Source organism: Bradyrhizobium iriomotense, assembly GCF_018129405.1.
GTDB lineage: Bacteria > Pseudomonadota > Alphaproteobacteria > Rhizobiales > Xanthobacteraceae > Bradyrhizobium > Bradyrhizobium iriomotense_B.
Window position 1 is genome coordinate 1 of the sequence record NZ_JAFCLP010000029.1, and the last position, 17,921, is coordinate 17,921.

At 66.2% G+C, this 17,921-nt stretch carries 19 protein-coding genes; 12 read left to right on the forward strand and 7 right to left on the reverse strand.

The window, feature by feature from the left end:
* Positions 1 to 212 precede the first annotated feature (212 nt).
* Positions 213 to 1,142, forward strand: coding sequence for a glycine/sarcosine/betaine reductase selenoprotein B family protein (locus tag JQ592_RS35225; RefSeq protein ID WP_211407306.1), 930 nt, complete (start codon positions 213 to 215; stop codon positions 1,140 to 1,142).
* Between the two features lie 34 nt (positions 1,143 to 1,176).
* Complete coding sequence (locus JQ592_RS35230; RefSeq protein ID WP_211407307.1) at positions 1,177 to 2,370, forward strand: CaiB/BaiF CoA transferase family protein; 1,194 nt, start codon at positions 1,177 to 1,179, stop codon at positions 2,368 to 2,370.
* 185 nt (positions 2,371 to 2,555) lie between these two features.
* Here JQ592_RS35230 and JQ592_RS35235 read toward each other — a convergent pair whose 3' ends face one another.
* Positions 2,556 to 3,320: an SOS response-associated peptidase gene (locus JQ592_RS35235; RefSeq protein WP_211407308.1), complete on the reverse strand. Its 765-nt coding sequence runs from the start codon at positions 3,318 to 3,320 to the stop codon at positions 2,556 to 2,558.
* Between the two features lie 63 nt (positions 3,321 to 3,383).
* Between JQ592_RS35235 and JQ592_RS35240 the strand changes: the two genes are divergently transcribed.
* The 4 genes from JQ592_RS35240 (at position 3,384) to JQ592_RS35255 (ending at position 5,192) form a co-directional block, all read left to right on the forward strand.
* Complete coding sequence (locus JQ592_RS35240) at positions 3,384 to 3,884, forward strand: hypothetical protein (protein WP_018648757.1); 501 nt, start codon at positions 3,384 to 3,386, stop codon at positions 3,882 to 3,884.
* Between the two features lie 4 nt (positions 3,885 to 3,888).
* Positions 3,889 to 4,323, forward strand: a complete 435-nt coding sequence (locus tag JQ592_RS35245) for an NUDIX hydrolase (RefSeq protein WP_211407309.1) — start codon at positions 3,889 to 3,891, stop codon at positions 4,321 to 4,323.
* A gap of 45 nt (positions 4,324 to 4,368) precedes the next feature.
* Positions 4,369 to 4,746, forward strand: a complete 378-nt coding sequence (locus JQ592_RS35250; protein WP_211407310.1) for a TIGR02301 family protein — start codon at positions 4,369 to 4,371, stop codon at positions 4,744 to 4,746.
* A 179-nt stretch (positions 4,747 to 4,925) separates the two neighbouring features.
* The gene (locus JQ592_RS35255) at positions 4,926 to 5,192 is read left to right on the forward strand and encodes a hypothetical protein (protein WP_018648760.1); all 267 of its coding nucleotides are present in this window, start codon (positions 4,926 to 4,928) and stop codon (positions 5,190 to 5,192) included.
* 209 nt (positions 5,193 to 5,401) lie between these two features.
* Here the strand turns inward: JQ592_RS35255 and JQ592_RS35260 are convergent, their stop codons facing one another.
* The 5 genes from JQ592_RS35260 to JQ592_RS35280 form a co-directional block, all read right to left on the reverse strand.
* Positions 5,402 to 5,722: a cupredoxin domain-containing protein gene (locus tag JQ592_RS35260; RefSeq protein ID WP_211407311.1), complete on the reverse strand. Its 321-nt coding sequence runs from the start codon at positions 5,720 to 5,722 to the stop codon at positions 5,402 to 5,404.
* Positions 5,723 to 5,732: 10 nt separating this feature from the next.
* Positions 5,733 to 6,263: a DUF4142 domain-containing protein gene (locus tag JQ592_RS35265; RefSeq protein ID WP_211407312.1), complete on the reverse strand. Its 531-nt coding sequence runs from the start codon at positions 6,261 to 6,263 to the stop codon at positions 5,733 to 5,735.
* Between the two features lie 91 nt (positions 6,264 to 6,354).
* The gene (locus JQ592_RS35270; protein WP_211407313.1) at positions 6,355 to 7,044 is read right to left on the reverse strand and encodes an RNA polymerase sigma factor; all 690 of its coding nucleotides are present in this window, start codon (positions 7,042 to 7,044) and stop codon (positions 6,355 to 6,357) included.
* A 106-nt stretch (positions 7,045 to 7,150) separates the two neighbouring features.
* Entirely contained in the window at positions 7,151 to 8,020 is an 870-nt protein-coding gene (locus JQ592_RS35275; protein ID WP_211407314.1) for a sulfurtransferase, read from the reverse strand.
* A gap of 183 nt (positions 8,021 to 8,203) precedes the next feature.
* Positions 8,204 to 9,538, reverse strand: coding sequence for a dihydroorotase (locus JQ592_RS35280; RefSeq protein ID WP_211407315.1), 1,335 nt, complete (start codon positions 9,536 to 9,538; stop codon positions 8,204 to 8,206).
* A gap of 95 nt (positions 9,539 to 9,633) precedes the next feature.
* Here JQ592_RS35280 and JQ592_RS35285 point away from each other — a divergent pair, with 95 nt between their 5' ends.
* The 6 genes from JQ592_RS35285 (at position 9,634) to JQ592_RS35310 (ending at position 16,227) form a co-directional block, all read left to right on the forward strand.
* On the forward strand, positions 9,634 to 10,509 hold the full coding sequence (locus JQ592_RS35285; protein WP_211407316.1) for a YgfZ/GcvT domain-containing protein: 876 nt from the start codon (positions 9,634 to 9,636) through the stop codon (positions 10,507 to 10,509).
* Entirely contained in the window at positions 10,506 to 11,132 is a 627-nt protein-coding gene (locus JQ592_RS35290; protein WP_211407317.1) for a DNA-3-methyladenine glycosylase I, read from the forward strand. Before JQ592_RS35285 ends, JQ592_RS35290 begins: the two co-directional genes overlap by 4 nt.
* On the forward strand, positions 11,129 to 11,743 hold the full coding sequence (locus tag JQ592_RS35295) for a YfbR-like 5'-deoxynucleotidase (protein WP_211407318.1): 615 nt from the start codon (positions 11,129 to 11,131) through the stop codon (positions 11,741 to 11,743). The genes JQ592_RS35290 and JQ592_RS35295 overlap by 4 nt, the downstream gene beginning before the upstream one ends.
* Before the next feature lie 237 nt (positions 11,744 to 11,980).
* Positions 11,981 to 12,487: a tyrosine phosphatase family protein gene (locus JQ592_RS35300; RefSeq protein WP_211407319.1), complete on the forward strand. Its 507-nt coding sequence runs from the start codon at positions 11,981 to 11,983 to the stop codon at positions 12,485 to 12,487.
* A 19-nt stretch (positions 12,488 to 12,506) separates the two neighbouring features.
* Positions 12,507 to 13,475 (forward strand): NUDIX hydrolase, encoded by a 969-nt coding sequence (locus tag JQ592_RS35305; protein WP_211407320.1) that lies wholly within the window; start codon positions 12,507 to 12,509, stop codon positions 13,473 to 13,475.
* A 52-nt stretch (positions 13,476 to 13,527) separates the two neighbouring features.
* Positions 13,528 to 16,227 carry a DUF2339 domain-containing protein gene (locus tag JQ592_RS35310; protein ID WP_211407321.1) on the forward strand — a complete coding sequence of 900 codons (2,700 nt, stop codon included), beginning with the start codon at positions 13,528 to 13,530 and terminating at the stop codon, positions 16,225 to 16,227.
* Between the two features lie 4 nt (positions 16,228 to 16,231).
* Here the strand turns inward: JQ592_RS35310 and JQ592_RS35315 are convergent, their stop codons facing one another.
* Positions 16,232 to 17,920 (reverse strand): methyl-accepting chemotaxis protein, encoded by a 1,689-nt coding sequence (locus tag JQ592_RS35315; RefSeq protein ID WP_211407322.1) that lies wholly within the window; start codon positions 17,918 to 17,920, stop codon positions 16,232 to 16,234.
* Position 17,921 lies beyond the last annotated feature (1 nt).

The following is a 17,921-nucleotide window of genomic DNA, read 5'->3' on the forward strand; positions in this document are numbered from 1 at the left end:
GTCATGATCAGAGGCCTCACCCAGTTCCACGCCATCAAGCATGGTTGGAGCCTCCGAAATGTGTGAATCTCGTAGCCCACAAGGGGAGAGGGTAAGACCACGGCGCTCTCCCTACCTGACTGCAATTCTGGCCTGCGCCGCCGCTCTCCCCGTTGAGCAACCCCGAAACTATCTCTAGTCTGTCGCCAACCAAGAACCAGGAGACGCGCCCTATGTCCGCTCCGCGCGACGACGAATTCGGCTTTGCACCCGACTACGATTCTCCCGTCCCCTACATGCAGCGCACGCGCGATTATTACGCGGCGATCGGCTACACCACGCCGTATCGCTGGGCGCACCACACCGAGGCGCCGTTCCAGCCGCTGAAGAAGCCGCTCGCGCAATCCCGCGTGACCATCATCACCACCGCTGCGCCTTACGATCCGGCCAAGGGCGACCAGGGGCCGGGCGCGGCCTATAACGGCAGCGCGAAGTTTTACCAGGTCTATGACGGCGACACGTCGCAACAGCACGATCTGCGCATCTCCCACATCGGCTACGACCGCAAGCACACCTCGGCAACAGATAGCGGCACCTGGTTTCCGCTGCCGCAGCTGTTGAAGGCGTCCGCGGCCGGACGCATCGGCGAAGTGGCTCCGCGCTTCTTCGGCGCGCCGACCAACCGCAGCCATCGCGTCACGCTCGACACCGACGCGCCGGAGATTCTTTCGCGCTGCCTTGCCGACAAGGTCGATGTCGCCGTGCTGGTGCCCAACTGCCCGGTCTGCCACCAGACCACCGCGCTGGTGGCGCGGCACCTGGAGCGGAACGGCATTCCGACCGTGATCATGGGCTGCGCCAAGGACATCATCGAGCACGCCGCCGTGCCGCGCTTTCTGTTCAGCGACTTCCCGCTCGGCAATTCCGCCGGCAAGCCGCACGACGTCGCTTCGCAGGCGCAGACGCTGGAACTGGCGCTCAAGCTGCTGGAGACCGCAAGCGGTCCGCTGACCACGATGCAATCGCCGCTGCGCTGGAGCGAGGACGCTTCCTGGAAGCTCGACTACAACAACGTCGCGCAGCTCTCGCCTGAAGAGCTGGCGCGGCGCCGCGCCGAATTCGACAAGCAGAAGGAGATCGCGCGCGGCAACCGCGCCGCCTGACGTCCTCCGATAACAACAATCAAGGGAGAGCGACGTGACGCGACCGTTCGAGGGCGTGAAGATCCTGGATTTCACGCAAGTGCTGGCCGGCCCTTATGCGAGCTACCAGCTCGCGCTGCTGGGGGCGGACGTCATCAAGGTCGAGCGACGCGAGGGCGAGGACATGCGCCGCACGCCGCTCTCCCGCGAATGGGCCGAGCGGGGGCTGGCGCCCGCGTTCCAGGCCATCAACGGCAACAAGCGCAGCCTGACGCTCGATTTGCAAAAGCCCGAGGCGATCGCGATCGTGAAGAGGCTTGCAGCTCAGGTCGACGTCGTCATGGAGAACTTCCGTCCGGGCGTGATGGACAAGCTCGGCATCGGCTATGAGGCGCTCTCCGCGATCAATCCAAAGCTGATCTATTGCGCGGTGTCTGGCTTCGGCCAGACCGGCCCGGATCGCCTGCGGCCCGGCTATGACGGCAAGATGCAGGCGCTGTCGGGCATCATGGCGATCACCGGCCATCCGGAGACGGGGCCGACGCGCGCGGGCTTTGCCGTATGCGACGTGCTCTCGGGCGCCACGGCCGCGTTCGGCGTGTCGAGCGCGCTATACCAGCGCGACCGCACCGGCAAGGGACAGCTCATCGACGTTTCCATGCTGGAGGCGACGCTGGCGTTTCTCTCGGGCCAGATCGCCGACTGGTCGGTTGCGGGCCATCGGCAGCAGCTTTCGGGCAACCAGGCGGTGAGCCGCCGGACCACGGCGAATTTGTTCAAGTGCGGCGACGGCCACATCCTGCTCGCCGTCAACAACGAGAAGCAGTACCGCGCGCTGATGAGCACACTCGGCCGCGAGGATACGCTGAGCGATCCGCGCTTTGCCGACTGGTTTTCCCGCAACGAGAACGAGCCGGCGCTGCGCGCCATCATCGAGGAGGCGCTGGCAAAAAGGCCGGCGCGCGAATGGGAGACAATCCTGGAAGACGCCGGCGCGCCCTGCGCCAGCATCTGGAAGGTCGAGGAGGTGATCGACCATCCGCAAGTGAAGGCGCGTGGCGCGATCCAGGAGCTCGACACGCTCTACGGCCGCCTGCGCTTTGCCGGCAGCGGCTTCAAGCTGGCGCATGGCGGCGGCAAACTCGATCGTATGGCGCCGGAGTTGGGGGCGGATACCGATGCAGTGCTCGGCGAGCTGGGGTTTGATGCGGCGGAGATCGCAGCGCTGAGGGCGGGGGAAGTTGTGTGAGGGCTGGTAGCCACACACTCAATCGTCGTCCTGGACAAGCGCCAGCGCAGATCCGGGACCCATAACCACAGGATGGTGTTGCGCGAAGATTCGTGGTTGCCAGCGCGCGCCACAACCGCTTCCTGTGGTTATGGGTCCCGGATCTGCGCGCGCTTCGGGCGCGCTTGTCCGGGACGACAGCGGAGCTAGAACAACGAGCCCTGCCCGTCATCCGAAGACGCAGCAGCAACCTTCCGCACCGCCTTCTTCGGCTTCGCAGCCTCGGCCTCCGCCTCCATCTCCTCAGTACTGATCGGCAGCAGCAACTGCTCGTCGTCATTGGCAACGCGGTTGACGCGGGTGGAGACCGGGTGCCAGGCGAATTCGCCGATGCGCGGGGGCCTCATCAGCGGCAGGATCGCATCGACCTCGTCGCCGCGATGATCGAGCCAGCACTCGAAATCGCGCGGGCTGATGGTGACGGGCACGCGATCATGCAGCGCGGCGAGGTCCTCGCCCGCCGCCGCCGTGACGATTGCGACCGTGTCGAGCTCCTCGCCGTTCGGCCCGACCCAGGTCTCGAACACCGCGGCAAAGCCAAGCGGCTCGCCGTCGGCGCGGTGGATGAAGAAGGGCTGCTTGCGGCCGCCGTCCGACTTCCACTCGTAATAACCATCGGCCGGGATCAGGCCGCGCCGCCGGCGTATAGCCTTCTTGAAGGCGGGCTTCTCCAGCACCGTCTCCGAACGGGCGTTGATCAGCAATGTAAATCCGCGGGGGTCCTTGACCCAGCTCGGCAACAGCCCCCACCGCATCAGGCGGAAATGGCGCGCGCCGTTCTCGACCAAAACGACCGGAATCGGTTGCGTTGGAGCGACATTGTACCGTGGCGGGAAATTCGGCTGCTCGATGTAGCCGAATAGTTGCCGCAAAGCCGCGGGGGCCGAAGTTATGACGAAGCGTCCACACATCCTTGGGGGCCTATATAGGGTCCGTTCAGGTCCTTTTAACCCCGAACGTTAACACTGCGGCAGATGAGCTCAACGGCCACCCAACCCGCGCGGACGCATGTACAGACGGGCCCCGAGGCCGCGGCCTGGGCCGAACGGCTGCGCGTGGCCAACATCAACCCGCGGACCGGGCTTGCCACTGACTATCTCAACCATTTCAATGAAGCCGTGATGCTGCTGGAAATGGTCCCTGATATGCCGGAATGCGCCGAAGATTTTTTGACCTGGTCGCCGCTGTCCTATGCCGAGCATTTCACGGCGTCGAACTTCAAGGCGCGGGACCTCGCCATCGAGGCCTATGAGAAGGCCGATCCGAACGTGCGCGCCCAGTTCGACCACATCACGGATACCATGACCTCGATCCTGACCGCGGTCGGCTCAGCCATGCGCGAGGTCGAGAAGGACACGACCCGCGTGCGCCTCGCCGAGCAGGCCACCCTCTGGGTCAAGCCGCTGATCGCGGCCTGCGGCGGCATCATCAATGGCGGCGCGGAGGCCGACGTCGACACCATCATGGCGAACTAGCGCCGTGTCCGCGGTCGCCCAGCCCAGCCATCCCCAGATCGCCGTCAGTGCCGCGATTTTTCGCGACGGCAAGGTGCTGCTGACCCGCCGCGCCCGGTCGCCGGCAAAAGGGTTCTATTCGCTGCCGGGCGGCCGGGTCGAGTTCGGCGAATCGCTGCATCAGGCGCTCAAGCGCGAGGTCGACGAGGAAACCGGGCTCGAGATCGAGATCATTGGGCTAGCCGGCTGGCGCGAGGTGCTGCCGGCCGCCCCCGGCGCCGGCCACTATTTGATTATGTCCTTTGCCGCCCGCTGGGCGGCCCGGGAGCCGGTCCTGAACGACGAGCTCGACGACTACCGCTGGATCGCCCCGGACGCCCTGGCGAGCCTCGGCGACCTCAAGCTGACCGGGGGGCTGGAGGAGGTCATCCAGTCCGCCCACCGGCTGCTTGGGGCTTGACGGCCCGCCTTGCGCCCGCCGTCTCGAGGGGGCATACAGCCGCCGATGTTCACGCGATTTCTGGCCATTTTTGCCCTGATTCTCGCCTGCGCCTGCGCGCCCGCCCGGGCCCAGGACGTGGCGGCGCCGTTTGACGGCGAACTGCAGCGGCTGGCGGAGATCCTCGGCGGGCTGCACTATCTGCGCGGCATCTGCGGAGCGAACGAAGGCAACAAATGGCGCAGCGAGATGCAGGCGCTGATCGATGCCGAAACTCCCTCCGGCGAGCGCCGCACCCGCATGATCGCCGGCTTCAACCGCGGCTATAACGGCTTCCAGCAGACCTACCGGAGCTGCACGCCGGCCGCGACGGTGGCGATCCGCCGCTATATCGAGGAAGGCTCGAAGATCTCGCGGGATCTCACCGCACGCTACGCGAACTGATTTCTCGTCGGGCGCGACGGCGTCGCGCTCCGAAAATGACAGCGGCTGGAACCCTGTCATCGACTTTGTTCACAGCCATTAACCGTTCTTAAAGATGTAGCCTAGCGGGCGTTACTACGCGTGCTACACCTCTCGTGCAGCGCATCGCCGTGGACGCGCCCCAGCCCTGATCGAGTTTCATGAGCCAGCCGATTTCATACGCCCCCGACCGTGCGCCCCTGCCCGATCACGAGCAGAAGCAGGCAGCCCTGAGCTATCTCAACGAGGCCTGGGCCGAGGCGCGCCATGACGGCGTCGACGGCGACTGCCTGGCGCAGGCGAGCCTGTTCGCCGCATTCGCCGAACTCGTCGGCACCTATGGCGAGGATGCGGTGGCAAAATTCGTCGAGGGTTTTCCGGGCCGCATCCGCAACGGCGAATTCTCCGTCGACATCTCCCGGCAGTAAGCCCTGTCGCGAAAATGACCCCGCCACGCGGGCGGGGCCAGTTGACGGATGAATGACTTTGCGACGAGGTCGTGACTACAAGGTCTTGGCGACAAGGTCGCGAAGTCTGCCGCCTTTATCGCACGGAAGCCGTTTCCCGCGGATAAGCATTAGTCTCGCGAAGGCCGGGAGATGTTCCCGACAGAGGCGGGAATGCACTCCCTCCTGCGTCACGGCTCGATCTTGAGCGTCGCTTTCATGTTGGGATGATAGCGGCAATAGTACTCGACCGTCCCCGCCTTCTTCACGACTGATGTCGCCGACTTCTTCGGCGGCAGCGTCACGTCGAAATTGCCGTTCTTCGCGGTGGCGGTGTGGGCGAAGACGTCCTTGTTGATCCAGATGATGGTATCGCCGACCTTCGCCGACACCTCAGCCGGAGATATCACGAGATTCTCCATCGTGATCTCTATGATCGCGGCGTGTGCCGGGACGACCATCGGCAGAAAGGCGACCGCAAGCGCGATCGAAGCGAGGCGTCCCGGCTTCATTTCACGCTCCCTATTTCAGCTCGGCCGCGACATGCTCGGCGTGCTGCTGATGACCCTGAAAGATCTTCAGGCCGGTCTGCAACAGGCTCTTCAGCTCGGCATTGCTGGCCGACGGAATGAGCTGCGTCTCCAGCGCGCTGTTGACCGCCTTGTGGTAGGCGACCTCGTTGGCGACATAGGCCTTGTCGAACGCAGCGTCGCTCAGCTTGTCCAGCTCGGCCAGCTTGTCGCTCGCCTGCTTCGACAGCGCCTTGCTGGTGTCATTGTCTTCAGGGGTGACGTTCAGCTTCTTGACTAGCGCCAGCGCCTGCTTGTTGACCGCCTCATGGTCGCGCAGCATGTCCTCGGCGAACGCCTTGACGTCCTTGTTCTTCGCTTTTTTCTGCGCCTGCTTGGCGGCGTTGATGTCGATCACGCCGGCGGTGTAGGCGATATGGGCAATCTGCGGATCGGTCGGCTTGTCGGCCGCGCTGGCGCCTTGCAGCGCGGGACTCGACAGCAGAATTGCCGCGGCGACCGCCGCGCTCCAACGGATGAACATGGTTTGACACTCCTGTGCTGCCGGACGTTTTGCCGGCGCGTTGCTTCACAGGAATTGGATGGGCGTTTCGCGCAAACGTTCCCGAAAAATTTCAGCCGCCTGCACCGAGCCGCTTCAGCACGGCTTCGGTCAAGCGCTCGCAGCGCCAGCCGGCAAATGGAAAGGCGTCCATCATCACCGGCCCGATCTCCTTCTCGACGTTGTCGCGCAGCATGGTGCGGGCGCGGTGCAGCCGCGTCTTCACGGTCTCGGGCTTCACGCCGAGCAGATCGGCGGTCTCCTCGATGTTCATACCCTCCATGACGCGTGCGACGAACACCATGCGGAAAACGTCCGGCAACTCGTCGATGGCGCGTTCGACGACGCGCTGGATTTCACGTTGGGCCATGGTCCTTTCCGGATCGCCTGCGGGAGAGACGGGAAATTTGATGATCTGCGCCTCGAGCGCGGCTTCGGACACCGAGCCGAGCTCGACATGCGGCTTGGCGCTCCGCACCCGGCCAAGCGCCTCGTTGATGGCGATGCGCGACAGCCAGGTCGACAGGCCGGAGTCGCCCCTGAAGCCGTCGAGATGGGTGAAGGCGCGCACATAGGTTTCCTGCACCACGTCCTCCGCTTCGCTGTCGCTACGCAGAATTGCGCGCGCGAGGCGGTATAGCCTGCGGTTGTTGGCTTGCATGATCTCGCGCAGCGCGGCCTCGTCATGGCCCCGCGCGCGGTCGATCAGTTCGGCTTCCGACGTTCTGGCGCCGGCGGACAGGCCGGCTGCGGTCCGTTGCATGGCGGTTACCTGCTGGTCTCCATTGGCTTCGGACATTGGATGCAGGCCAGTGCCAAAGGTTCCCAGTTTTCTTGCCCAGATCTTACCCTACAGGGGAGGGTAAGACCTAATCCGTCTCGATCGGGAGCGACGGGTCCGGTGCCCACTCGCCCATCGAGCCGTCGTACAGCGTCAGCTTGTCGTAGCCGAGCTGCGTCAGCAGCAAGAGGTTGATCGTCGCCGAGATGCCGCCGCCGCAATACACGATCACATTCTTGTCGCGCGTGACGCCCTGGGCCGCGAACTTTGGCTCGGCATCGGCGAGGCTCGTCAGCGTCTTGTCGGCATTGACGAGCGTCGGGGCTGATACGTTGACGCTGCCGGGCACGCGGCCCGGCCGGCCATAGCGGCTAGGCTCGAGGCCGCGATGAAACTGCGGCCCGAGCGCGTTGACGATCACGGTCGAGGGATCACCGATGCGCGCCTTCACGACATTCTTGTCGACGAAGAAGCCCGCGCGCGGCGCGGCCTTGAAGGTCGTGGCCGGATAACCCTTCGGTGCACCTGTCTCGATCGGCCGCCCCTCTTCCTTCCATTTGTCGAGGCCGCCGTCGAGCACCTGCGCATCGACGCCGAGCGAGCGCAGCATCCACCAGAACCGTGTCGACCACATCATGGTGCCGATGCTGTAGAGCACGATGGTCTTGCACGCATCGAGGCCGTGGCGACCGAAGGCGGCCTCGAGCTGGGCCACGTCAGGCATCATGAAGAGTGGGCGCGCAGAGGTGTCGGAGAATTCGCCCTGCAGGTCGAGGAAATCGGCACCGGGAATGTGGCCGGCCGCGAACGTCTTGTCGCCGGGCACCGCGCGATAGGGCACGTCGCTGCCCGGCGGCACCGGCTCGTTGTACGTCGTGCAGTCGTAGAGGCGGAGGTTGGGATCGCCGAGGATCGAGGCGAGTTGCTCCGTGGTGATGAGGGGTGTCGGTTGGGGCATGCGATGACCTCTCCAACGTCGTCGTCCTGGCGAAAGCCAGGACCCATTACCACCGCATTATCTGGCTGCGGGCAAGTGTGGCCACCAGTCTTCGCAACAACATCCGGTCGGGGTTATGGGTCCTGGCTTTCGCCAGGACGACACCGAGCTAGAGGCGCGCACTTGTGCCACGCGTGCCCAGCCCTACTGCTTCAGCGTCTCCAGGAACCGCACCGGCTCGCCTTGCGAGGGCGTCACCAGCTCGCCCTGCCACATCACGCGGCGGCCGCGGATGAAGGTGCCGACGGGCCAGCCGGTGACGCGCACCCCGTCGTAAGGTGTCCAGCCGGCTTTCGACGCGACCCATTTGTTGGTGATGGTCTCGCTGCGCTTCAAATCGACCACCGTGAAATCGGCGTCGTAGCCGGCGGCGATGCGGCCCTTGCAGGCCATGTTGTAGAGGCGCGCGGGGCCGGCGCTGGTGAGGTCGACGAACCTTGCCAGCGACAGGCGGCCGGCATTGACGTGATCGAGCATCAGCGGCACCAGCGTCTGCACGCCGGTCATGCCGGAGGGCGAGGCCGGATAGGTCTTCTGCTTCTCTTCCAGCGTGTGCGGAGCATGATCCGAGCCGAGCACGTCGATGATGCCCTGCTCGATGCCGCGCCAGATGCCGGCGCGGTGATCGGCGCCCCGCACCGGCGGGTTCATCTGCGCCAGCGTGCCGAGCCGCTCATAGCATTCGGGAGCGACCAGCGTCAGATGATGCGGCGTCGCCTCGCAGGAGGCGACATCCTTGTGGTCGCGCAGGAATTCGATCTCTTCCTTGGTCGAGATGTGCAGCACGTGGATGCGTTTTCCCGTCTCGCGCGCGAGCTTGACCAGGCGCTGCGTCGCCATCAGCGCAGCGGCCTCGTCGCGCCAGACCGGATGCGAGCGCGGATCGCCCTCGATGCGCAGCGGCTTGCGCTCGTTGAGGCGGTACTCGTCCTCGGCGTGGAAGGCGGCGCGGCGGCGGATCACCTGGAAGATGCGCCGCAGGCTCTCGTCGTCCTCGACCAGCAGCGCGCCGGTGGACGAGCCGATGAACACCTTGACGCCGGCGCAGCCCGGTGCGCGCTCCAGCACCGGCAGGTCCTGCACGTTCTCGCGGGTACCGCCGATGAAGAAGGCGAAATCGCAATGCATGCGATGATGGGCGCGCTTCACCTTGTCGGTGAAGGTGGCCTCGGTCACCGTCAATGGCGAGGTGTTCGGCATCTCGAACACGGCGGTGACGCCGCCCATCACGGCACTGCGCGAGCCGGTCTCGAGGTCTTCCTTCTGCTCCAGCCCGGGCTCGCGGAAATGCACCTGCGTGTCCATCACGCCGGGCAGGATGTGCAGGCCCTTGCAGTCGATCACCTCCGCGGCGGAGCCTTGCGACAGCGGACCCAGCTCGGCGATACGACCGCCCGTGATGCCGACATCGCGAACACCCTCGCCGTCCTGGTTGACGACGGTGCCGCCCTTCAAGATCACATCGAAACGCTGGGTCATGGGCCTCTCTCATCCCCAAGCGCAGGGCTCGAGGTCTTGTCGTTTATGCCTTGCGGGCTTACGTTCCGGAGCAACATGTCGCAAGAGATTTTCGCATGAAATCAGCGTTTCTTCCGGACCGGGGCGTGGTCAAGGTCGCGGGCGAGGATGCGCGCAACTTCCTCAACGGCCTGATCACGACCGACGTCGACAGGCTGAAGCCGGGCCTGGGGCGATTCGGCGCGCTGCTGACCCCGCAGGGCAAGATCATCGTCGATTTCCTGATCACGGAGGTGCCCGCCGGCCATGGCGGCGGGTTCCTGATCGATTGCCCGAAGGCGCTGGCGGACAGCCTCGCCACCAAGCTGAAATTCTACAAGCTGCGCGCCAAGGTCACGGTGGAAAGCCTCGATCTCGGCGTGCTCGCGGCCTGGGACGGCCAGCCTGCGGCGCAACCGGACCTTGCCTTCGCCGATCCGCGCAATGCCGAACTCGGCACGCGCATCCTGATCCCCGAGGATCTCAAGCAGAAGCTGTCCGACCTGATCGGCGCCGAGCTGGTCGACGCCGCCGACTACGAGGCGCACCGCATTGCGCTCGGCGTGCCGCGCGGCGGGCTCGATTTCATGTATAGCGATGCCTTCCCACACGAGAGCAACATGGACCGGCTCGCCGGCGTCGATTTCGACAAGGGCTGCTACGTCGGCCAGGAGGTCGTCTCGCGCATGCAGCATCGCGGCACCGCGCGCACGCGAAGCGTCAAGGTGCTGCTCGATGACATCTCGCCGGAAGTCGGCGTCAGCGTGATGGCCGGCGACAAACCGGTCGGTACCATGGGCTCGTCGGCGCAAGGCAAGGGCATCGCGCTCGTGCGCATCGACCGTGTCGCCGATGCGCTCGATGCTGGCCAACCGCTTACCGCGGGTGGCTTAGCGTTGAGGCTTGCGGAGCCGGACGTCGTCCGCATTCCCGCCAAGCAGCCCACCGCATGAGCCGCGCTCCCCGCCTGCATCCCGACGGCCTGACCCGCTGCCCCTGGCCCGGCGAAGATCCGCTCTATGTCGCCTATCACGACACCGAATGGGGCGTGCCCGAGTATGACGACCGCGCGCTCTATGAAAAGCTGATCCTCGACGGTTTTCAGGCCGGCCTGTCCTGGATCACGATCTTGCGCAAGCGCGACAATTTCCGCAAAGCCTTCGACGATTTTCAGCCGGAGAAGATCGCGCGCTACAATGCCAAGAAAGTCCACGCGCTGATGAACGATGCCGGCATCGTGCGCAACCGCGCCAAGATCGACGGCGCGATCCTGAGCGCAAAGTCCTATCTTGATATCATGGAGAAAGGCCCGGGCTTCTCGAAGCTGCTGTGGGACTTCATGGGCGGCAAGCCCAAGGTCAACCATTTCAAGACGACCGCGAGCGTGCCGGCCTCGACGCCGCTGTCGGTGCAGATCTCCAAGGAGCTGTCCTCGCGCGGCTTCAAGTTCGTCGGCCCGACCATCGTCTACGCCTTCATGCAGGCGACCGGCATGGTCAACGACCATCTCGTCGACTGCCATTGCCACGCGACCTGCGGCAAGACGCAGCGCAAGCCGCGCCTCAAGGTCAAATGACCGCGAAGAAGACGGCACGCGGCGCGGAGTCCCGCGCCTGGCAGCGCATGCTGTCGGGCCGGCGGCTCGACCTGCTCGATCCCTCCCCGCTCGACGTCGAGATTGCCGACATCGCGCATGGTCTTGCGCGCGTGGCGCGCTGGAACGGGCAGACCACCGGCGCGCACATTTTCTCGGTCGCGCAACACACGCTGCTGGTGGAAACCGTGCTGCGGCACGAGATGCCGCGCGTCGACCAGCGCATGCGGCTCGCCGCGCTGCTGCACGATGCGCCCGAATATGTGATCGGCGACATGATCTCGCCGTTCAAGGCCGTGCTCGATGGCCATTACAAGGCGGTGGAGAAGCGCCTGCTCGGCGCCATCCACATCCGCTTCGGCCTGCCGCCGGTGCTGGCGGACGAGATCACCCTGGCTATCAAGGCCGCCGATCGCGGTGCGGCCTATCTCGAGGCAACCGAGCTCGCCGGCTTCAGCGAAAGCGAGGCGCGGCGCCTGTTCGGCAAGGATCCGGGCCTCTCCGACAGCGTCCGGCGCGACTATCTCACGCCCTGGACCGCGGCGCGGGCGGAGAAGCAGTTTCTGGAGCGGTTCAACGCGGTGTTTGCGTAGGTCCTGTAGGGGGCTGGTGGCGCCTCAATCTCTGCTGTCGTCCCGGCGCAGGCCGGGACCCATAACCACAGGGAGAGGTTGCGGCGCAAACCGACAACCACGAGTCTTCGCAAAACCTCATCCTGTGGTTATGGGTCCCGGATCTGCGCGCGCTTGTGGCGCGCTTGTCCGGGACGACCGTGAGGCTTCGCTTTGCCCACCCTGCGGCCGCGGCTATAATCAACAAAAAGGTCCGCCATGATCCACGTCTGTTCCCTCGCCGCGCTTCCCGAAACCGTCCGCCTCACCAGGGCCAGCCACGTGCTGACGGTGATGGCCAATGTCGAGCAGGTGGCGCGTCCGGTATCGGTGCTGCCGGCCAACCATCTCAAGGTGTCGATGGACGACATCACCGAGGAGATGGACGGCTTTGTCGCACCGTCGGAGACGCATATCGAGCAGGTGCTGAACTTCGTGCGCGGCTGGGACCGCAGCGCGCCGCTGGTGGTGCATTGCTATGCCGGAATCAGCCGCTCCACCGCGAGCGCGTTCGCCGCCGTTTGCGCGCTCAATCCGCATCGCGACGAGATCGAGATCGCCAAGAAGATCCGGGCCGCGTCGCCGATCGCCTCGCCGAACCGGCGCATCGTCGGCCTCGCCGACCGCGCGCTCGGGCGCAACGGCCGCATGCTGCGCGCGCTCGACGAGATGGGCCCGGGCGCGATGATGGTCGAGGGCCACCCCTTCGTGATCGAGCTCGAATGACACAAGCGATCTCAGCCGCATGAGCGAGACGCTGCTGACACCGATCGAGATCGGCCTGACCGCCGCCATCGTCGCGATCGAGGACCATGAGCCGCTGATCCTCACCGCCCACAACAGCGACGGGCTGGCGGGCCTGCCGTTCGGCCCGTTCGACGCGCTGAGCCATCGCACGTTCGAGATCGGCCTGCGCGCCTGGGTCGAGGAGCAGGCGGGCCTGCGGCTCGGCTATGTCGAACAGCTCTACACCTTTGGCGATCGCGGCCGTCATGCCGAGGCCGGCGACACCGGCGCGCACATGGTGTCGATCGGCTATCTCGCGCTCACACGCGCCGCGGGCGGCGAGCTCGCGGCAAACGGGGCAAGCTTCGAGCCGTGGTACCGCTTCCTGCCCTGGGAGGACTGGCGCGAGGAGCCGCCCGCGATCATCGCCCGCGACATCATCCCCGCGCTGACGGCGTGGGCGGAGCAGGAGACGCCGGAGACGACGCGCGCATTGCCGCGCAAGGATCGCGTGCGGTTCTATTTCGGCCTCGACGGCGCGCCCTGGGACGAGGAGCGCGTGCTCGACCGTTACGAGCTGCTCTACGAGGCCGGGCTGATCGAGGAGGCGCGGCGCGACGGCCGTCCTGCGGCATTAGCGCGCAAGGCGCTGCCGGCGCTCGGGACCTCGATGCGGTTCGACCACCGCCGGATTCTCGCCACGGGAATCGCGCGGCTGCGCGCAAAGCTGAAGTATCGTCCTGTGGTGTTTGAACTTTTGCCCGCCGAGTTCACACTCACGGAATTGCAGCATACCGTGGAGGCGATCTCCGGCCGGCATCTGCACAAGCAGAATTTCCGCCGCCTGGTCGAAACGGAAGCCCTGGTCGAACCGACCGGTGTGATGTCGACACAGACGGGCGGACGGCCGGCAGCGCTCTACCGCTTCCGCCGCGAGGTGCTCCAGGAGCGGCCCGCGCCGGGCTTGCGCGTGCGCTCCCGGCGCTAGATCCTGATATCAGTGGTACCGGACCCCTGCCCGCCGGTTGCCTGGAGGCTTCATGTTCGACGGCCCGTTCGACGTCTTTGCGCTGATCATTGCGATCATCGCTTTCCTGATCGCGATCAAGGCGTCCAGCCAGGCGACCGAGTTGCGCCGCCAGCTGAACCTGCTCGAAGGGAAGTTTTATGCGCAGCGGCCGGTGCAGCCGCCGCCGCTGATGCCCGCGCAGGTGCAGGCTGAAGCGCCCGCACCAGCTGCCGCCGAGCCGCCGCCGCTTGCGCCGGAAGCCGAAACGACACCGCCTCCGCTCGTCACCGAAGAGGTTGCACCACCCCCGCTTGAACCGAGCACGGGCGCTGATGCGCCGCCGCCGGTGCCGGAGGCTGCGCCCGGATTCGAGGAACGCCTCGGCACCCGCTGGGTGGTTTGGATCGGCGGCCTTGCGCTGGCGCTCGGCGGCTTCTTCATGGTGCGCTATTCGATCGAGGCCGGCCTCGTCGGCCCCGGCGTGCGCGTGTTCCTCGGCGGCCTGTTCGCAGCCGCGCTGCTGGGTGCCGGCGAATGGACGCGGCGCAAGGAGAGCATCTCCACCATCCAGGCGCTGCCGATCGCCAACATTCCCGCGATCCTCACCGCGGCCGGCACGGCGGTGGCGTTCGCCACTATCTATGCGGCCTATGCGCTCTATGGCTTCCTCGTACCCGCCACCGCCTTCGTGCTGCTCGGCATCGTCGCGATGGGCACGCTCGCCGCAGCGCTGCTGCATGGGCCAGCGCTCGCAGGGCTCGGCGTGGTCGGCGCCTTCGTGACGCCGATCCTCGTCTCCAGCGGCAAGCCGGACTATTGGGCGCTCTACATCTATCTCGCCATCGTCACCGCCGCGAGTTTCGGCCTTGCCCGCATCCGGCTGTGGCGCTGGCTTGCCGTCACGACGATCGCCTTCGCGGTGCTCTGGATCTTCCCGGGGCTCGATACCGAACAGGTGCAGGTCGCGCCGCACGCCTTCCATGTCATCGCGGGCTTCGTGCTTGCCGCGCTGCTCGTGGTCTGCGGCTTCATGTTCGGCCCGACCATCGAGGACGGCGAGATCGAGCCGGTCTCGTCGGGCGCGCTCGGCGCCTATCTGTTCGCTGCGATGCTGGTCGTGCTGTCGAGCGCGCATGCGGATCTCGCGCTGATCGCCTTCACGCTCCTCGTCGGCGGGACGCTGTTCGTCGCCTGGCGCGCGCCCGCGGCCACCGGCGCGCTGGGCGCAGCTGCTGCGACCGTGTTCATCGTGTTCGCCGAATGGGCGGTGCGCGCCAATCCTGACATGCTGGTGCTGCCGGGCGGCCCCATGCCGGGCGTCGGCCCTGTCGCGACCGACAGCTCGGTGACGCTGCACCTGGTGACGGCCGCGATCTTCGCCGCCGGCTTCGGCGTCGCGGGCTTTTTCGCGCAGGGCCGGTCGAACTCGGCCATCATTCCCGTGGTGTGGTCGGCGGCGGGCGTCGCCACGCCGATCGCGATCCTGGTCGCGCTCTACGCCCGCATCGCCCATCTCGACCGATCGATCCCGTTCGCGATCCTCGCTGTTCTGCTCGCTGCCGCCTTTGGCGCTGCGACCGAAGCGCTGATGCGTCGGGAAGAACGACCGGGCGTTGCAACCTCGATCGCATTGTTTGCGACCGGCACGCTCGGCGCGCTCGCGCTGGCGCTGACCTTTGCGCTGGAGAAAGGCTGGCTCACCATTGCGCTGGCGCTGATGTCGATCGGCACCGCCTGGATCTCGTTGCAGCGACCGATTCCGGTGCTGCGCCGGTTAGCTGCGATCTTCGCCGCGATCGTCACCGCGCGCATCGTCTATGATCCCCGCATCGTCGGCGATGCCGTCGGCACGACGCCGATCTTCAACTGGCTGCTGTGGGGCTACGGCCTGCCGGCCGCCTCGTTCTGGGGCGCGAGCATCTTCCTGCGCCGCCGCGGTGACGACGTCCCCTTGCGCGTCGTCGAGGCGGCCGCGATCCTGTTCACCGCGCTGCTCGCCTTCATGGAGATCCGGCATTTCGCGACCGGCGGCGACATGATTTCGCCACCGTCACTGCTCGAATGCGCGCTGCAGGTTTGCATCACGCTCGCCATGGCGATCGGGCTGGAGCGCCTGCGGCTGCGCAGCCGCAGCATCGTGCACAATGTCGGCGCGGTCGTGCTGACGGCGATCGCCGGCCTCATCAGCGTGTTCGGTCTCCTAATCCTGGAGAACCCGCTGATCTGGCGCATCGACGTCGGCGGCGCGGTGTTCAACCTGCTGCTGCTCGGCTATGCGCTGCCGGCGGTGCTGATGCTGCTATTGTCCTATGCGGTGGTTGGCGAGCGCGGCAAGGTCTACGCCAACACCATCGCCGGCGGCGCGCTGGTTTTCGCGCTCGCCTATGTCACGCTGGAGATCCGCCGCTTCTATCACGGCCCGATCCTCTCCAGCGGCCCGACCACCGGCGCCGAGCAATACACCTATTCGATCGGCTGGCTCGCCTTCGGCGTGGTGCTGCTCGGGGTCGGCATTCTCGTCAACTCAGAACGGGCGCGGCTGGCGTCCGCCGCCGTCATCGCGCTGACGATCCTGAAGGCCTTCGTCATCGACATGTCGACGCTGACAGGCGTCTATCGCGCGCTGTCATTCATGTGCCTCGGCATCGTGCTGGTCGCGATCGGCTGGCTCTACCAGCGCATCCTGTTCCGGCGGCAGGCCCCGCCGCCGGCTCCGCAGACGGGCAGTTGAGGGATCAGGCGGCGCGGACCGATTCCAGGAACTGCGCGACCTCGACCTTGAGGCGGGTGCTGTCGGTCGCGAGCGACTTCGCTGCCGACAGCACCTCGACCGAGGCCTCGCCGGTCTCGATCGCACCGCGCTGCACGTCGGTGATGTTGGACGAGACCTCCTGCGTGCCGAGCGAGGCCTGCTGGACGTTGCGCGAGATCTCCTGCGTCGCTGCGCCCTGCTCTTCGACGGCGGCGGCAATCGCCGCGGACACTTCGGACAGCCGCTCGATGGTGCCGCCGATCTCCTGGATCGCGCTGACGGATTCTTCCGTCGCGGCCTGGATGCCGGACACCTGTGCCCCGATCTCGCCGGTCGCCTTCGCGGTCTGCTCCGCCAGCGCCTTGACTTCGGACGCCACGACGGCAAAGCCGCGGCCAGCTTCGCCCGCCCGCGCCGCCTCGATGGTCGCGTTCAGCGCCAGCAGATTGGTCTGGCCCGCAATGGTGTTGATGAGCTCGACGACGTCGCCGATGCGGGAGGCCGCCAGCGACAGCGCGTTGACGCGCTCGTTGGTCCGCGCCGCCTGCTCGACCGCCTCCGCGGCCATCCGTGCCGAATCCTGCACGCGGCGGCTGATCTCGGTGATGGAGGACGACAGCTCTTCCGAGGCGGAGGCGACCGCCTGGACGTTGGTGGAGGCCTCCTCGGAGGCCGCCGCGACGACGGTGGCGAGCTCCTGGCCGCGCTGCGCGGTGCTGGTCAGCGTCGACGCCGACGCCTCGAGCTCGGTCGAGGCCGAGGAGACGGTGCCGACGACTTCACCGATCATCGCCTCGAACTTGCGCGTGATGGCATCGACCCGGCGGCCGCGTTCGATCTTGGCCTCGGCGTCGAGCCGGGCCGCCTCGTCGGCTGCCCGCTTGGCGATCAGCGCTTCCTTGAAGATCTGCAGCGCATCCGCCATCGATCCGATCTCGGTCTTCTCGCCGCGATGCGGCACCTCGGCCGAGAGATCGCCCTCGCCGAGCGACTGCATCGGCTTGATGATTGAAGCAATGCCACGCGAAACGTCGCGCACGAGATAATAGGCCGCGCCGATCGCGATCACGACCGAGAACACGATGATTCCAACCAGGACGCGGAAGATCAGCGCATAGCTGTCGGCCGCCTGCTTCGTCTCGAGCTCGGCGCCGCTGTTGTTGAGCTCGATGCCCTTCTGCAGCAGCGGATCGGCCGCTTGGGCCATCTTCGCCACCTTGGTCTGCAACATTTCATTGGCGTCGGTCGGGAAGCGGCCGACGCTCTTGCGCGACAGCGCCATCACCTCCTGCACGCCGTTCAGATACTCGGCCCAGGCCTTGGTCCACTGCCCATAGAGCGAGCGCTCCTCGGGCGAATTGATCAAGGGCTCGTAGACCTTGCGGGTCTTCTCGATCCGTTCGCGCAGCGAGGCGAGCCGCTTCTCGGCCGCGTCCTTGCCCTCGGCGCTCTCCTGCATCAGATGCAGGCGGAGCGCGACGCGCAGCTCGTTGATGTCGGCGCGAAGCGAGCCGAGCGCACGCACGCTCGGCAGCCAGCTTTCCGCAATCTCGACCGTGTGGGCATTGATGTTCTGCATGGTGCCGATCGCGGTCACGCCGACGCCGGCGAGCGAGAGCACGAGGACCGACAACACGGTCAGAAGCTTGAAGACGATCGACAACTTCGACATC

Excerpts from the sequence above, each read along its gene's own strand:
- JQ592_RS35290 (WP_211407317.1), top strand. The coding sequence starts at position 10,506 with ATGAGCCGCGCTCCCCGCCTGCATCCCGACGGCCTGACCCGCTGCCCC.
- JQ592_RS35235 (WP_211407308.1), bottom strand. The coding sequence starts at position 3,320 with ATGTGTGGACGCTTCGTCATAACTTCGGCCCCCGCGGCTTTGCGGCAA.
- JQ592_RS35260 (WP_211407311.1), bottom strand. The coding sequence starts at position 5,722 with ATGAAGCCGGGACGCCTCGCTTCGATCGCGCTTGCGGTCGCCTTTCTG.
- JQ592_RS35270 (WP_211407313.1), bottom strand. The coding sequence starts at position 7,044 with ATGCAACGGACCGCAGCCGGCCTGTCCGCCGGCGCCAGAACGTCGGAA.
- JQ592_RS35295 (WP_211407318.1), top strand. The coding sequence starts at position 11,129 with ATGACCGCGAAGAAGACGGCACGCGGCGCGGAGTCCCGCGCCTGGCAG.
- JQ592_RS35225 (WP_211407306.1), top strand. The coding sequence starts at position 213 with ATGTCCGCTCCGCGCGACGACGAATTCGGCTTTGCACCCGACTACGAT.
- JQ592_RS35265 (WP_211407312.1), bottom strand. The coding sequence starts at position 6,263 with ATGTTCATCCGTTGGAGCGCGGCGGTCGCCGCGGCAATTCTGCTGTCG.
- JQ592_RS35250 (WP_211407310.1), top strand. The coding sequence starts at position 4,369 with ATGTTCACGCGATTTCTGGCCATTTTTGCCCTGATTCTCGCCTGCGCC.
- JQ592_RS35255 (WP_018648760.1), top strand. The coding sequence starts at position 4,926 with ATGAGCCAGCCGATTTCATACGCCCCCGACCGTGCGCCCCTGCCCGAT.
- JQ592_RS35305 (WP_211407320.1), top strand. The coding sequence starts at position 12,507 with ATGAGCGAGACGCTGCTGACACCGATCGAGATCGGCCTGACCGCCGCC.
- JQ592_RS35300 (WP_211407319.1), top strand. The coding sequence starts at position 11,981 with ATGATCCACGTCTGTTCCCTCGCCGCGCTTCCCGAAACCGTCCGCCTC.
- JQ592_RS35285 (WP_211407316.1), top strand. The coding sequence starts at position 9,634 with ATGAAATCAGCGTTTCTTCCGGACCGGGGCGTGGTCAAGGTCGCGGGC.
- JQ592_RS35240 (WP_018648757.1), top strand. The coding sequence starts at position 3,384 with ATGAGCTCAACGGCCACCCAACCCGCGCGGACGCATGTACAGACGGGC.
- JQ592_RS35280 (WP_211407315.1), bottom strand. The coding sequence starts at position 9,538 with ATGACCCAGCGTTTCGATGTGATCTTGAAGGGCGGCACCGTCGTCAAC.
- JQ592_RS35315 (WP_211407322.1), bottom strand. The coding sequence starts at position 17,920 with ATGTCGAAGTTGTCGATCGTCTTCAAGCTTCTGACCGTGTTGTCGGTC.
- JQ592_RS35275 (WP_211407314.1), bottom strand. The coding sequence starts at position 8,020 with ATGCCCCAACCGACACCCCTCATCACCACGGAGCAACTCGCCTCGATC.
- JQ592_RS35310 (WP_211407321.1), top strand. The coding sequence starts at position 13,528 with ATGTTCGACGGCCCGTTCGACGTCTTTGCGCTGATCATTGCGATCATC.